Genomic DNA, 13,711 nt, shown 5'->3' on the forward strand with positions numbered 1-13,711 from the left:
TATCCCTCTTGAAGTCTATGTTAACAAACACCCAAGTGTGCTGAAAGTCCAATTCTGTATCGGACCAGTAGATCGCTTTAAGCGACCCCCACCACTTGATCCCAAAACATCTGCATTCCTCCATTAGCTTCAATAAGCTTCGAGGAAGTTTCCAACTGCGCAGATATTTGACGAATCGCCTTGGAAGATTCCGCACCGACATCGTGTCTCACAATGAGACGCTGCATTTGTGTTGCTTTTCTTAAAACCGAATCATTTGGAACTGAGCCCCAGTAATCAAGACCAATGTACAGGAAGCGATTCACAACATCGTTGAATCGTTTGTACAAACTCATGCCCTCTTCTTCATCACGCACTTGATTGCAGATGATCGAGAAGTGATTCACTTTGTAGTTCTTGTTCAAAACTTTGATAAGTGCGTAGGCATCGGCGAAGCTGGAAGGATCCGGCGTGATAACAACGCTGACTGACTGAGCTGCGGAATTCAGGAACAATACGTTTTCCGCAATTCCCGGTGCCGTATCAATCAAAAGAAAATCAAAACCCATTGGCAGGGAGCCAATAGCTTCCACCATTGCACGTCTTTCGAAGTGATTCAGGTTGTTGAACTCAACAACACCGCTGCCACCCGGAATCAGGAACACATCCTTGGACACTTCCAAAAGAATGTCCTTCATTTCCTTGCGACCCGCCAGAATGTCGTGAATGCTGCCCTGGCTTTTTGCACCAAACATGATATCCACGTTCGCCATGCCCAGATCACCATCAAGAATCAAAACCTTTTTGCCTTTTTGCGCCAGGCTCAACGCCAGATTTGCAACCAACGTTGTTTTACCAACACCACCCTTTCCAGAAGTGATACTGATTGTTCTTGTGCGATAGAGATCAAAAGTATTTAAACGACTCATACAGCCTCAGAATCCTGTTGTTTAAATTTGGTAATTCTAAAAATCAGATCCAGCAGACGCTCTTTCGTGGCGAACTCGAAATCCTCAGGAACACGAGAACCGATTCCAAATGAGTGTAGTGGAATATCAAAGCGCTTCATAAAGTTATAAATAGTTCCATGCTGTGTGGACTCATCCAACGAAGTGAAGATCACATCCTTGTAGCCCATCACCGAGTAACGACGACCCAACTCGATCGCATCCGCATCCTTGGTGTTTGAAGACATGGTCAGATGAATACTTGCGTTCAGTGCCTGAGGTGGCAATAGATTGCGAAGCATCTGAATCTCTTCATTGCTTTTCAGACTTAAACCGGTGAAATCAACCAGTACGCAATCAACATTCGCCAGATAGCGCATCAGATTGCTCCAGTCATTTTGAGAGCGAATCACCGAGAAAGGCACATTCAGAATCTGTGCATAGATCTTCATCTGATCAGCGGCACCCACTTTGAAAGTGTCCGTTGTGAAGATCGCGACTTTCTTGCGCTCACGAACCACCATGTGGCTGGCCATTTTGATCAATGCCGAAGTTTTTCCGCTACCCGCCGGGCCGACGAAGCAGTGGATTTTTCCCGCCGTCGGATTCTGGGAGATTTTGATTGCATCCAGAACATGACGAGCCACAAAGGCCTCTGCAAGAGCTTTGTTTTTCAATTTCAATGGCGACAGCGTCTCCTGCGCATGAGTCAGAATATCGGCTGCGATTTCAGATGCCATTCCTGAACGAGTCAGTTTTTCAAAGACCGAACTCAAATCATAAGAAATACCGTAGTCAGCACCAGGATGTGCTCCCACGAATGTTTGCGGCATTTGCTGGAAGTGAGTGATCACCTGTTTCAAGGAGGCAATTTCATTTTTCAAGGCACGAATTTCTTCGTTGTCAGCCGGCGGCTTTACCGGAGCCGCGGGAGCTGGCTTCGGTTGTAGAGTGGGTGCTGCTTTCTTTGGCTGGAAAACCTGCTCCTGCTCCTGGAAAGCATGCAACGCTCTTTGCGCAGCGTTCTTCACACGCTCTTCAGACATTTTTTGCTGACGGGCGTATTCGTTTTCATCCTCAATATCAATGTAACGACGTTGTGTGATCGGTGCTGGAGCCTGGCTTTTTTGCACATGCTTTTCCACCATTTTGTGAATCAACTCTTTTTGCTGACGAGCTGTACTGGCAAGGAATCTTTCACGATCCTGCTCACGCAAGCGTGATTCTGCAAATTTCTTTTTTTGCAGAGTTTCCTCGGAAACCGCGGCTGTGATTTCCACACTGCCTTCACCAACCAGGCCGAAGCTTTTATTGTTGTCACGGGCAGAGAGAATAATGGCGTCAGGTCCCAATTGGGACTTCACCATCTCCAGAGCTTCCTTCATTGTACGTGCTTCAAATTTCTTAACCTGCATGGCTCATCTCCACAAGTGCAACCGATTGAACATCCGCATCTGAGGTCAACTCGTTATGCGAAAGCACAACCAATTGAGGTATAAAACGCGAAGTCAGTTTATAAATATGTCTACGGGAAGTCGGACTGGTCAGCAAAATCGGCTGACTTGCCACTTCCGGATGGTTTTCCACAGCACGTGCGATCTCGTTGATCAGACGATGAGCCGTGTTTGGATCCATCACCAACTGAACACCCTGCTCTGTTTGCAGAAGTGAGTTGGCGATAAGTTCCTCGATAACCGGATGCAGGGTCATAACTGGAATGTTACCTTGATCCGTTGTGTATTTTGCGGTGATTCCACGAGCCAAGGATCTGCGAACTGCCTCAGTCAGCATTTCGATATCTTTCGTGCGCGGAGCCTCATCAGCCAAAGTTTCAAAGATAGTCAGCAAGTTACGAATCGAGATCTGCTCTTTAAGCAGCCCTTGCATAACTCGAACCACAGAGCCCAGGGACATAAGATCCGGGATAAGTTCTTCCACAACTTTCGGGTGAGACTTTTTGAAGTTTTCCACCAAAGTCGCAGCTTCCTGACGACCCAACAATTCGTGAGCGTGAGAGCGGATGATCTCGGTCAAGTGAGTTGCCATAACTGTTGGCAAATCCACCACTGTGTAACCAGCGATCTCTGCATCCTCTTTGCGATTCGGAGAAATCCACAAAGCATCCAACCCGAACGCCGGCTCTTTGGTTTTGATACCATCAATATTTTCAGTAACGTTACCTGGATCCATGGCCAACAAGGATTCAGGACGAAGCATACCGCCACCGACTTTGTTGCCCTTGATCATCAGACGGTATTCACCCGGCGCCAACTGCAAGTTGTCGCGGATATGAATACTTGGAACCACAATCCCCAGATCCAAAGCGAATTGCTTACGGATGCTGACGATACGTTCAAGCAAGTCACCGCTTTGATCAGACTCGACAATGCTGATCAAACCGTAACCAACTTCCAACTCGACCATGTCGACTGGAAGCATGCTTTCGATGTTTTCTTTTTTCGGAGCGACCGCTTGAGTTTCCAAAGCTTTCTTTTCTGCGGCGGCAGTTTCTGCTTTGTACTTTTTAAGAACCCACGCGATACCACAAAGGAACCCACCCATCATCAGGAATGGAAGTGTCGGAAGGCCCGGAACCACACCCATCAGGATCAATACACCACCAGAAATCATAACGGCACGTGGATTGATCAAAAGCTGGCTCGTAACCTCGTCACCCATGTTTTTCTCTGAGTTCGAAGTACGGGTAACGATAGTACCGGCCGCAGTGGAGATGATCAGAGCCGGAATCTGCGCAAGCAAACCGTCACCGATCGTCAACATTGTGTAGTACTTGGCCGCGGTACCGATATCCAAACCTTTTTGGATTACACCGATACCTAAACCACCCAGGATGTTGATCATCGTAATAATGATACCCGCAATGGCATCACCACGAACGAACTTCGAGGCACCATCCATCGCTCCGTAAAAGTCCGCTTCCTGTTCGATTTGACGACGGCGTTTACGGGCTTCAACTTCAGTGATGTGACCGGCGTTCAGTTCGGCATCGATCGACATCTGCTTACCTGGCATCGCATCCAAGGTGAAACGTGCAGCAACTTCGGCCACGCGCCCGGAACCCTTGGTGATAACCATGAAGTTGATGACGATCAGGATTGCAAACATGATAAAACCGATGACGTAGTTACCGCCGACAACGAAGTTCGCGAAAGATGCGATAACTTCACCGGCTGCGTGCTCGCCTTCATGTCCATGAGTCAGAATCAAACGCGTCGTCGCCACGTTCATGGACAGTCGGAACAACGTCGTCATCAAAAGCAACGACGGGAAGGATGTGAAATCCAGAGCTCTTTGTGTATAGATCGAAACCAGAAGAATCAAAATACTGATCGCCAACGAGAACGTCAGCGAGATATCCAGCATCATCGGAGGCAATGGAACGATCATCACCGCCAGAATTGCCAGGATACCAAATGCAATAAAAAGATCCGTATTCTTAGTATACTTTTCGAATCTTTTTAAGAATTGAAACACATCTTCCATTATCTTTTCTTCCTACGTAAGCGATAAACATATGAAAGCACTTCAGCCACCGCAACAAACAGGTCTCTTGGGATCACCTGTCCGATCTTCATGGTTTTAAAGATCGTTCGTGCCAGCGGTTTATTTTCCACGATTGGAATATTGTGCTCTCTTGCGAGCGCCTTAATATTCTCTGCCACCGAGTCCGCTCCCATCGCCACCACTTGAGGGGCCGGCAGATTGTCTGAATACTTCAGAACCACTGCAATATGGGTCGGATTCGTGATCACAACGTCCGCCGTCGGAACATCCGCCATCATCCGCTTGGAGGCCATCTCCCTTTGGATACGACGAATGCGCGATTTGATCATAGGATCACCCTCGCGCTGCTTGTGCTCTTCCTTCACTTCCTGTTTCGTCATCATCATCTTCTTTTCAAGGTCCCAGCGTTGGTAGAAGTAGTCAGCACCTGCAAGCACCAGCATAATTCCACCCACACCACCCAAAAGCTTGGCGACGATGGCGCCAATGTAAGTGCAGATTTGTTCAATCGAGAAACTCATCATATATGGAATCTGATGAACTTCCCCACGTAACAAGAAATACAAAACCAAACCAATGGCACCCATTTTCAGGATGCCTTTAACCGCCTCCATCACCGCACGAAGACTCATCACACGCTTCATACCCTCAACCGGGTTGAGCTTGTTTGGATCCGGTGTCAAAGCATCCTCAACTTGCAGGAAGCCAATTTGCGCCACAGTTGAAGCAGCTCCTAACAAACCAGCGATCCCCATAACGGGAGCGATCAGTATCAATGTCTTCTCTCCGTTCATACGAAGAGCATCTGTGAAGTTGCCCGAACGAATTGTTGTTACCAATTCAGGGCCGAAGGAATAAAGAAACAGGTCATAGAAATTTTGAAAAAAGAAACGACCCAAAGCATACACGCCACCCGCAGCTGCCAACAACAATACTGCTGTTGCCAACTCCTTGGATTGAGCGACGTTACCTTTTTTGCGAAAATCTTCCCGTCTGGCGTCCGTTGCGTCTTCGGTTTTTTCGCTGTCGTTTTCGTCTGACACTTAGTTCCTTCCTAGAACTTCATCTCTGCTTAAATTCTACAATGCTTTCATCACTTTGAACAGTTGCGAGGCTGTGATTTCGACCAAGCCGTTCATCTCTAAAATCATCAATGGCAAACAAATGAAAACCACTGCCATACCGATCATGATCGTGACCGGCATACTCGTAACCAGGACGTTGATCTGGGGCACTGCTCTTCCCAGAATTCCCATTGCCAGATTCACCAACAGAATCGTTACCAGTACGGGTGCACACATTTTGATAGTTAGAATAAAAGTTGTTTGTCCAAACACCGCCATTTCAGCAAAAGGCCCTACATTCAGACTCAAAGAACTTACTGGTACCAAAGAATAACTTTCGACAATTGCACGAATCAGAATATGGTGCCCGTTGATCGCCAAAAAAACCAACGTGCCCAATGTGGAGTAGAAAGACTCCAGTGCGTTGCCCGTCGTACCCAGCAATGGATTGTACATCTGCCCCGCTGACAAGCCCACGCTCATCGCAGTCAAATCCCCCACCATGGAGACAACAAAAAAGAAGATACGGGTTAAAAACCCAAGTGACACGCCAACGATCAGCTCCCGGATAGCTAAGGATATGATTTCATTCGAAATAACCAGGTAGTCGATGTTGCCAATTTTAACCACGGGAAACAGAAGAACGCTCAGAACAATCGACAGAAGAACTTTAACCGGCGTGGGAATAGTCTCAGATCCAAAGAAAGCGGACGCCACAACAAAGGAGATCATGCGCAGGAATACCAGCGCAAATAGCAAAAGCTGTCCTTCTGTATAAGCCGTCCAATTCAGCATCTATTCCCTAACCATCGCTGGAATGTTTTCAATCAAGGTCGAAGTATAACTTGTCAGAACATCCATCATCCACGGTCCGGCCAGTACAATAACCGCTGCAACCACGATCATTTTGGGAATGAAAGTCAGGGTTGCTTCATTGATTTGCGTAAGAGCCTGGAAAATACTGACGGCCAAACCGACAACAAGAGTACTGATCAACAGAGGTGCCGCAAGCATCGCTGTTGTACGAAGAGCATCCTGTCCTAATCTGATTACTAAATCTTCAGTCACTTTACACCTCAACCGAAACTTTTAACCATCGAACCGATCAGAAGACCCCAACCGTCGACAAGTACGAAAAGCATAATTTTAAATGGCAAAGAGATAACAATTGGCGGAAGCATCATCATACCCATCGCCATCAATACGCTGGACGCCACAATGTCGATAACCAGGAATGGAAGGAAGATGATAAATCCGATTTGAAATGCGGTTTTCAATTCAGAAACCACGAATGCCGGAACCAAAACCATTGTCGGAACTTCCGCACGGGTCTTCGGCTTTTCAACTTTTGAAAGTTTCACGAATAAAGCCAGATCGGAATCACGGGTTTGATTGAACATGAATTTGCGAAGTGGAGCCAAAGACTGCTCGATCGCCTGATCTTGTGAGATCGTGCCTTTAAGATAAGGCTGAACACCATTCGTGTTGATTTCATTGAATGCCGGTTGCATCACAAAGAAAGTCAAAAACAAAGACAAACCGATCAGCAACTGATTCGGTGGCATCTGCTGCACACCCATGGCTTGTCTTAAAAAAGAAAGAACGATGATAATGCGGGTAAAACCCGTCATCATAATCAAAATTGCCGGCGCCAACGTCAGCACCGTCATGATAAGAACTAATTTAATTGCATTTACAACTTCATTGGGATTGTCTGCCGTCTTGAACCCTAGGTTCACCGTAGGCAAAGTCACCTGCGCAAATGCGTGGGAGCTTGTCAACAATACCAGTGGCAACAGAATCAAACTCCACAGAGTCAGTTTCTTTAGATTCACTGAAAACTCCTCATGCCTTTCAAACGTTTGGAAACAATGTCCTTGATTCCGCTGATCGCAAATTCATCATCTGCATCCTGCTCTTGAGCGCGACCTTTGGTACTTTTGAAGCTGACACGAGCTGCTGGTTCTTCGATTTCCTCTGCCTGATCTTCCACGAACGATCCCATCACTTTACCGAAATTTTTCGGAGCTTCCTCAGGAACTTCGTCATCAAGCAAGGACAAAGACTTAATCATTGAAATATTGTGATCAGTAACACCGATCAGGATCGACTCCCCCGCCACGCGAACGATCGCAAGACTTTTCTTGGGACCAAGGAAATGCTGCTGCAACACCTTGATTTGAGTCTGATGCTTTCTGTCTTTAGGAACGGAGTATTTGCGCAGGAAAATAAATGCGCCACAACCCACAGCTCCCAAAAGTGAAAGAGTCATCAGGATACGGAACCAGCCAGAGCTTTCCGCACCCGCATTCTTTTGTTTTTCCAGATTCAGTGGAATCTCTGATTCTTTTCGGTTGTCAACTTTAGGCATATCTTTGGCAGCCACGGCGTCCGCACCAGGTGCAGCTTCAACGGCCACCGCCTCAGAATCAACTTCCGCAGTAATAGCAGCCGGAGCCGCCTCAGAGGTAGGGGCCTCTTTTTCTGCCGCTTGGGCAGATACGGAAATCACAAAAAGAAGAGAAAGAATCCACTTCATCAAAAACCTCTTACTTCAGCTGTTCTACGCGTTCAGCCGGAGAAATAATATCAGTCAAACGAACACCGAACTTCTCATTGACCACCACGGCTTCACCCCGGGCAATCAACTTGTCATTCACGTAAACTTCCATTGGCTCACCGGCCAACTTATTCAATTCAATAACGCTACCTTGAGTCAGATTCAAAAGCTCACTCACCGGCATTTTCGTACGGCCCAACTCCACTGTTACTTTCAATGGAATGTCCAAAATCAGATTCAGGTTTCTGTCTTTTATAAGCGATCCGCTGCCTGTCTCTTTTTTGGAAGCAGCACCGCCATCAGCCACCATACCGGAAGCTTCTGCCATTAACTGATCTGCCAAATCGTCCAATTTATCGTCTGTCATTTATCCCCCTACTTGATTACCGGACGAGTCACTTGGACAGCCACGGTTCCATGATGTATTCCGTAATAACCTAAAAACTTTTTAATACCTTCTACTTCAACTTCGAACTCACCTGTGGCGTCCTGATCCAGAGGAATTACATCCCCCACTTTCAGTCCCATCATGTCGCGAAGCTTGATCTCGGTTTCACCCAAGTTCACTTTGATTTCCAAATCTGTTTCCAAAAGCTGTTCCTGAATTGTGGAAGTCCACAACTTCTTATCAGTTTGGTCAGACTCAACCTGGAAACCTGTCGATAGTTTTTGTTTGATTGGCTCAATCGTCGCATATGGAATCACGATGGAAACCGTTCCTGATGCGTTCTCAAGCTCAACGTCAAAAGTGGAGGCGATAACCACGTCTGTCGGAGGTACGATACCCACGAATTGTGGATTCACCTCAGTACGCACGAAAGAACAACCGATTTTTTCAACAGAGGCCCATGCAGTCTCAAGATCGTTGATCGCAAGACCCACAACCTTTTGCACGATCTGAAGTTCGATCGGCGTAAAATCTTTACCGTCAATTTTTGTATATGGGCGGTCTGCACCACCGAAGAAGCTGTCCACCAATGCATAAGCCAGCTTGCTTTCAATTACGAAAAGAGCCGAACCACGCAGGTTACCGAAACGCAGAACGCACATACAAGTCGGCATCGGCAAGGTATTGATGAATTCACCGAATTTCAAAAACTCTGTACCGGTCAAAGTGATAGATGCAATTTTGCGAAGTGCTGAAGACAAGGAAACACGGAAAGCTCTCATGAACTTTTCGTAGATAACCTCCAACTGTGGCAAACGGCCGCGGATGATACGATCCTGGCTGGTCAGGTCGTAAGAAATAATCTTACGCTCTTCAACCTTGCCACTGCCGCCACCGGAACCACCACCACCATCGTCGGACTTAGGTGAGTCTGAAGACGCCACATCCCCGTCGGAAACCGCGGCTAGTAACGCATCAACTTCACTTTGCGAAAGAACCTGATTCATAGCCCTGCCTTAGTTATAAAGGAACTCAGTAAACAACACGTTTGAAATCTTCCCTTGAACCAGGAATGAATTGATCGTGTCTTTGATTTCATTCTTCAAGCTGTCACGACCCTCACGAGTCGAAACCTCTTCATAAGTTTTGGAAGACAGAATAATAATAATGATGTCGCGGATTTGAGCTTTGCGTTTGTCGATCTCTTCCGCGGCTTTTTCGCCTTTTAGCTCAAGCTCAATGTTAACTTTCGCCACGCGACGGCCTTTTGAGCCGGCCAGATTAACGATAAATGTCTCCAACGGAACCACTTTACCGACGATCTCTTTCTCTTCAGCGGCTTCTTTATGTTGCGCCTCTGCCTCGCCTTTAATAACGTCTTCGATTTTAGGTTCAGCGGCTTCCTTTTGCTTGCCTTTGTAAAGCATAAAGCCAACACCTGCGACAATGAGCATATTGATCACTGCAAGTGCAATAAGAAGTATAGGCTTTTGTCCTGAACCGCCTGATGATGCTGCTTCTGCGGCTGGCGCATTTTCTTCTGCCATTCATCCTCCATGATGAACGACCACAAATGGGAGTGGTCTCATGGAACATCTAAGCAACAGCAATGCCAACAGGTCCTCGGTCCAGTCACCATTCCTGCAGTCCAACATATTTGATTACAGGCAAATTTTGCCTCCCCGGAAAATGTTTCCATCCAAAATTTTTATGACGGGAGTCAAAGAATTGGCGAGGCAAGTTTGACTGCTTATCAGCACACTAGGACCTTGGTCCATCGCAGGACGCACTTTAGAGGTTCATAATATTGGTGGGTAAGACCCTATTATCCCTATATAAGGAAGGAGTTCTTTATGGATAACCAAACAAATCAAAACCTCAGTGGACTGCAATCCCACTTTGGCGAAATATCGTCCGCCTTGAAAAGCCAGTTTTCCAACCTGAACCTTTCAGAAGAGCAGATCCGCGAGGCCTTAAAAAGTCCCGATGATCTTGTAAACTTAATTTGCGAAAAAACCGGCTTGTCCAAAGAAGCTGCCAAAGAAAAAGTCCATTCTCTAATGGCTCAATACAATATTTCAGATGATCAAGCCAAAGGCTTTATGGCGCGAATGACCGACAAGGTCGAAGACGGCATTGACGCCATCAAATCCAAATTCACCCACTGATCCAATATGATTGAAATAGCCTCCCTCTGATACAGGGAGGCTTTCTTGTTGGATTTCGCCCGCTGCCTTGGATATTATTAATTTCATGACAGCATTGAAACAGCGCCTTTTGGACTATTACGAAAAAAATGAAACTAAAGTGGATATCGCCTTCTTTCTGGGCGGTTTTCTTTTTGATGTCCTGACACTTTCCGATGTCGATGATCCTCTTAGCATCGTCCAGCAAATCGTCTATCTTGGCGTCATCGGCCTGATTCTATTCTATGACTTCCTAAACACACACGGTCTGGCCCGGATAAGCTCACGAGTGACCAAGTTCTGGGAATACAGAAATCTTGCAGTGCACTTTCTTCTGGGAAGCTTGCTAAGCGTTTATTCACTGTTCTTTTTGAAAAGCTCATCCATTTTCTCCTCTATTGTCTTCGTCGGCCTGATGATGGGCATCATGATCGCGAACGAACTTAAAACCGTTCAAAAATCAGCGGTGGATTTAAAAGTCGGCCTGTACGTCATCTGCCTTTTTGCTTTTTTCTCGATGACCATTCCGGTCCTGGTGGGATTCGTTGGAATCACCACATTCCTTGCATCCATCGCACTGACTGCGGCAGTGGTTTATGGCGCTTACCGGATGCTGAACAAGAAGGTCGATAATAAAAAGCTGTTACTAAGAACACTGGCCTTGCCCGGTTTCAGCGTGCTGGGATTGTTTGTGATTTTGTACTTCATAGGATGGATTCCACCTGTGCCACTGACTGTGCAGAACATGGGGATCTACCATAATATCGAAAAATCAGAAGGTAAATATTTGCTGTCTCATGAAAACCCATCCTGGAAGTTCTGGAAAAACGGCGATCAGGATTTCGTCGCAGAGCCTGGTGATAAAATATATTTCTTTGCACAAATATATTCCCCCGCCCGCTTTGATGATTCTGTGATCGTTCACTGGTATTACAAAGATCCGCGCCAAGGTTGGATTAGCACCGACAAAGTGCCTATGAGAATTTCGGGTGGTCGCAAAGAAGGTTTCCGTGGATTCTCCATGAAACAAAATTACACCGCCGGCGAAGGACGCATCAGCGTCGAAACCACGGATGGTCGGGAGATCGGCAGAATCTATTTCAACGTCATCAAGACCGATCAGACCTCAACCTCAAGAACCTTCACCACCGAGACGATGTAAAGACTCTCAATGAGAGTCTTTACTGATATTCGCGGCGAGAACACTTTGCAGCTGTTTCACGATCGCTGGTTGGCCTGCTATAATTGAATTCTTGTAGGGATTGTATTTATCTCCGCGATACGTGGTCACAATACCACCGGCTTCTTCAACCAACAAAATTCCCGCAGCTGCATCCCAAGGCTGAATATTTCTTTCCCAATATCCGTCAAACACACCGCGAGCCACCTGCGCCAGATCATACGCCGCAGCTCCAGGACGACGGACACCACGGCACTTGCGAACCACATCATTGAAAACTTTCAGCTGTTCAGAAATCACGTGCTCGTGTTCAGCCACGAATCCCGTTGCCAGCAGCGCATCTTCGAGTTTTTCATTTTTGGTGATTGAAATTTTACGTCCGTTTACAAAAGCACCTTCACCGCGAATCGCAGTATAAGTTTCGTTCAGCATCGGCACATCGATCACAGCGAGCTGAATCTGCCCGTTAATTTCCAATCCCAAACTTATACAAAATATCGGAAATCGATGAATGTAATTCGTGGTTCCATCCAAAGGATCCAGAATCCATCGACCTTGTGCACCCGCAGATTCCCACTGGACCTTGGCCCCAGCGGCATACGATTCCTCTCCAAGGAACTCTATGTCAGGAAAATTTTTCTTTAAGTAGTCCGAGATGACTCGTTCTGATTCTTTGTCGGCCTCTGACACAAGTCCAGCTTGGAATTTGTGTTCGATGTGCTCTAAGTTACCGAAATAATTGAGAAGCACTTCACGCCCCAAGCTCACAGCTTTGATCGCCGTACCTAAGACCTGCTTCCAATCCCTTGATTTTACGCTGTTTTCCACGTTGTCACCTCTAAGTCAGGACCGTCAGATGATTGACCGATTCCAGGACTTAAAGCTACCATGGATGTAAGGCCAAAGGAAGGGCCCGAAACTTAAGCATTCACGCGGGTTTTAACATTATGAGGATTCAAAAAATGGCAGCGAAATCAGATACGGTTGTAAAACTAGTGATAGTTTTGTTCATCTCTCTACTTTCTTTTTCGGTGGGTCTATTTGCCGGTAAGAGCTTTAGTGACAACCAACACACGATTTCACAATTGGAGCCACAAAAATCCACAGCAACTCGCGAAGTGGCATCTGAGCACGGTGCGCCTGCAACAGAATCCAAATCCGGCGCTATGACTGATGATGAGATTGCCAAACTTGCTGAGGAATTCGTTGCTGACGAAACCCCGACAGCTGCTGCTGATGCTCACGGTACTGCACCTGCGCACGGTGAAACTGCACATGCTCCAGCTCATGGCACTGCTCCCGCAGCTCACGCCGAAACAGCAGCAGACACGCATGGCGCTCCGGCAAAATCCGCAACTAAAGAAGAGCCTTCTTCTGTAGCTAAAGAATTGGCTGCTGGCAAAGCACCTCAAACTCGCACAGCTCCTGCTGCAGCTGCCAAAAAAGAAGAATCACGCATTCCTTCTTCTTTGCCAAAAGATGTAGCTCAATACTCTGTGGGTAAATTCACTGTTCAAGTTGCAGCTTATGCTGACGAAGCTGAAGCACAAAAATTCGCTTCTGATTTGAAAACCAAAGGCTACAGCGCGTTTTATATTCCTGCGAACATCAAAGGCAAAACCTGGTACCGCGTAAGTGTTGGACAATTCGCCACTTCCAAAGAAGCGGCTTCTTACAGATCTGAATTGCTGACAAAAGCAAAAGTATCCTCTGCAATCGTTCAAAAAATCACTGAGTAACTTCCTTACTCAAGACTCGCGAAAAAGCCTGCGCCTTAAACGCAGGCTTTTTTTATGCCCAAGACTCTGGTCCCAAATCAAATCAAAAGTCCAACTCGCTCCATGTCTCTGATCAATCCGCCGATTTCCCCCTTGGTAATGGT

General features: G+C 46.7%; 15 protein-coding genes. 3 read left to right on the forward strand and 12 right to left on the reverse strand.

Annotated elements, in window-relative coordinates; all coding sequences use genetic code 11:
* Window positions 1-77: 77 nt before the first annotated feature.
* From AAAA73_RS07720 to AAAA73_RS07770, 11 genes are read right to left on the reverse strand one after another with little or no spacing between them, the layout of a single operon-like run.
* Complete coding sequence (locus AAAA73_RS07720) at window positions 78-908, reverse strand: MinD/ParA family protein (protein ID WP_340597626.1); 831 nt, start codon at window positions 906-908, stop codon at window positions 78-80.
* Window positions 905-2,341 (reverse strand): flagellar biosynthesis protein FlhF, encoded by a 1,437-nt coding sequence (gene flhF, locus AAAA73_RS07725; RefSeq protein WP_340597627.1) that lies wholly within the window; start codon window positions 2,339-2,341, stop codon window positions 905-907. Before flhF ends, AAAA73_RS07720 begins: the two co-directional genes overlap by 4 nt.
* Window positions 2,331-4,430: a flagellar biosynthesis protein FlhA gene (flhA, locus tag AAAA73_RS07730; protein ID WP_340597628.1), complete on the reverse strand. Its 2,100-nt coding sequence runs from the start codon at window positions 4,428-4,430 to the stop codon at window positions 2,331-2,333. The genes flhF and flhA overlap by 11 nt, the downstream gene beginning before the upstream one ends.
* Complete coding sequence (gene flhB / locus AAAA73_RS07735; RefSeq protein WP_340597629.1) at window positions 4,430-5,494, reverse strand: flagellar biosynthesis protein FlhB; 1,065 nt, start codon at window positions 5,492-5,494, stop codon at window positions 4,430-4,432. Before flhB ends, flhA begins: the two co-directional genes overlap by 1 nt.
* Before the next feature lie 36 nt (window positions 5,495-5,530).
* A complete protein-coding gene (gene fliR / locus AAAA73_RS07740) occupies window positions 5,531-6,310 on the reverse strand; it encodes a flagellar biosynthetic protein FliR (RefSeq protein WP_340597630.1) in 780 nt (259 codons plus the stop codon).
* Window positions 6,311-6,583: a flagellar biosynthesis protein FliQ gene (fliQ, locus tag AAAA73_RS07745; protein ID WP_340597631.1), complete on the reverse strand. Its 273-nt coding sequence runs from the start codon at window positions 6,581-6,583 to the stop codon at window positions 6,311-6,313.
* A gap of 8 nt (window positions 6,584-6,591) precedes the next feature.
* Window positions 6,592-7,350, reverse strand: coding sequence for a flagellar type III secretion system pore protein FliP (gene fliP, locus AAAA73_RS07750; RefSeq protein WP_340597632.1), 759 nt, complete (start codon window positions 7,348-7,350; stop codon window positions 6,592-6,594).
* Window positions 7,347-8,054 (reverse strand): FliO/MopB family protein, encoded by a 708-nt coding sequence (locus AAAA73_RS07755; RefSeq protein WP_340597633.1) that lies wholly within the window; start codon window positions 8,052-8,054, stop codon window positions 7,347-7,349. Before AAAA73_RS07755 ends, fliP begins: the two co-directional genes overlap by 4 nt.
* A 10-nt stretch (window positions 8,055-8,064) precedes the next feature.
* Entirely contained in the window at window positions 8,065-8,442 is a 378-nt protein-coding gene (gene fliN / locus AAAA73_RS07760) for a flagellar motor switch protein FliN (protein WP_340597634.1), read from the reverse strand.
* An 8-nt stretch (window positions 8,443-8,450) separates the two neighbouring features.
* Entirely contained in the window at window positions 8,451-9,470 is a 1,020-nt protein-coding gene (gene fliM / locus AAAA73_RS07765; RefSeq protein ID WP_340597635.1) for a flagellar motor switch protein FliM, read from the reverse strand.
* 9 nt (window positions 9,471-9,479) lie between these two features.
* Window positions 9,480-10,010 (reverse strand): flagellar basal body-associated FliL family protein, encoded by a 531-nt coding sequence (locus AAAA73_RS07770; protein ID WP_340597636.1) that lies wholly within the window; start codon window positions 10,008-10,010, stop codon window positions 9,480-9,482.
* A 306-nt stretch (window positions 10,011-10,316) separates the two neighbouring features.
* Between AAAA73_RS07770 and AAAA73_RS07775 the strand changes: the two genes are divergently transcribed.
* Window positions 10,317-10,631: a hypothetical protein gene (locus AAAA73_RS07775; RefSeq protein WP_340597637.1), complete on the forward strand. Its 315-nt coding sequence runs from the start codon at window positions 10,317-10,319 to the stop codon at window positions 10,629-10,631.
* An 85-nt stretch (window positions 10,632-10,716) separates the two neighbouring features.
* Window positions 10,717-11,811, forward strand: a complete 1,095-nt coding sequence (locus AAAA73_RS07780; RefSeq protein ID WP_340597638.1) for a DUF2914 domain-containing protein — start codon at window positions 10,717-10,719, stop codon at window positions 11,809-11,811.
* A gap of 6 nt (window positions 11,812-11,817) precedes the next feature.
* Here AAAA73_RS07780 and AAAA73_RS07785 read toward each other — a convergent pair whose 3' ends face one another.
* Window positions 11,818-12,657, reverse strand: coding sequence for an inositol monophosphatase family protein (locus AAAA73_RS07785; RefSeq protein WP_340597639.1), 840 nt, complete (start codon window positions 12,655-12,657; stop codon window positions 11,818-11,820).
* Window positions 12,658-12,791: 134 nt separating this feature from the next.
* On the opposite strand from AAAA73_RS07785, the gene AAAA73_RS07790 reads away from it, so the two are divergent.
* Complete coding sequence (locus tag AAAA73_RS07790; protein WP_340597640.1) at window positions 12,792-13,568, forward strand: SPOR domain-containing protein; 777 nt, start codon at window positions 12,792-12,794, stop codon at window positions 13,566-13,568.
* Window positions 13,569-13,711: the final 143 nt, after the last annotated feature.

The organism is Bdellovibrio sp. GT3, assembly GCF_037996765.1.
GTDB lineage: Bacteria > Bdellovibrionota > Bdellovibrionia > Bdellovibrionales > Bdellovibrionaceae > Bdellovibrio.

Excerpts from the sequence above, each read along its gene's own strand:
- AAAA73_RS07790 (WP_340597640.1), top strand. The coding sequence starts at position 12,792 with ATGGCAGCGAAATCAGATACGGTTGTAAAACTAGTGATAGTTTTGTTC.
- fliR (WP_340597630.1), bottom strand. The coding sequence starts at position 6,310 with ATGCTGAATTGGACGGCTTATACAGAAGGACAGCTTTTGCTATTTGCG.
- AAAA73_RS07755 (WP_340597633.1), bottom strand. The coding sequence starts at position 8,054 with ATGAAGTGGATTCTTTCTCTTCTTTTTGTGATTTCCGTATCTGCCCAA.
- fliN (WP_340597634.1), bottom strand. The coding sequence starts at position 8,442 with ATGACAGACGATAAATTGGACGATTTGGCAGATCAGTTAATGGCAGAA.
- AAAA73_RS07770 (WP_340597636.1), bottom strand. The coding sequence starts at position 10,010 with ATGGCAGAAGAAAATGCGCCAGCCGCAGAAGCAGCATCATCAGGCGGT.
- flhA (WP_340597628.1), bottom strand. The coding sequence starts at position 4,430 with ATGGAAGATGTGTTTCAATTCTTAAAAAGATTCGAAAAGTATACTAAG.
- fliM (WP_340597635.1), bottom strand. The coding sequence starts at position 9,470 with ATGAATCAGGTTCTTTCGCAAAGTGAAGTTGATGCGTTACTAGCCGCG.
- AAAA73_RS07780 (WP_340597638.1), top strand. The coding sequence starts at position 10,717 with ATGACAGCATTGAAACAGCGCCTTTTGGACTATTACGAAAAAAATGAA.
- AAAA73_RS07720 (WP_340597626.1), bottom strand. The coding sequence starts at position 908 with ATGAGTCGTTTAAATACTTTTGATCTCTATCGCACAAGAACAATCAGT.
- AAAA73_RS07775 (WP_340597637.1), top strand. The coding sequence starts at position 10,317 with ATGGATAACCAAACAAATCAAAACCTCAGTGGACTGCAATCCCACTTT.
- flhF (WP_340597627.1), bottom strand. The coding sequence starts at position 2,341 with ATGCAGGTTAAGAAATTTGAAGCACGTACAATGAAGGAAGCTCTGGAG.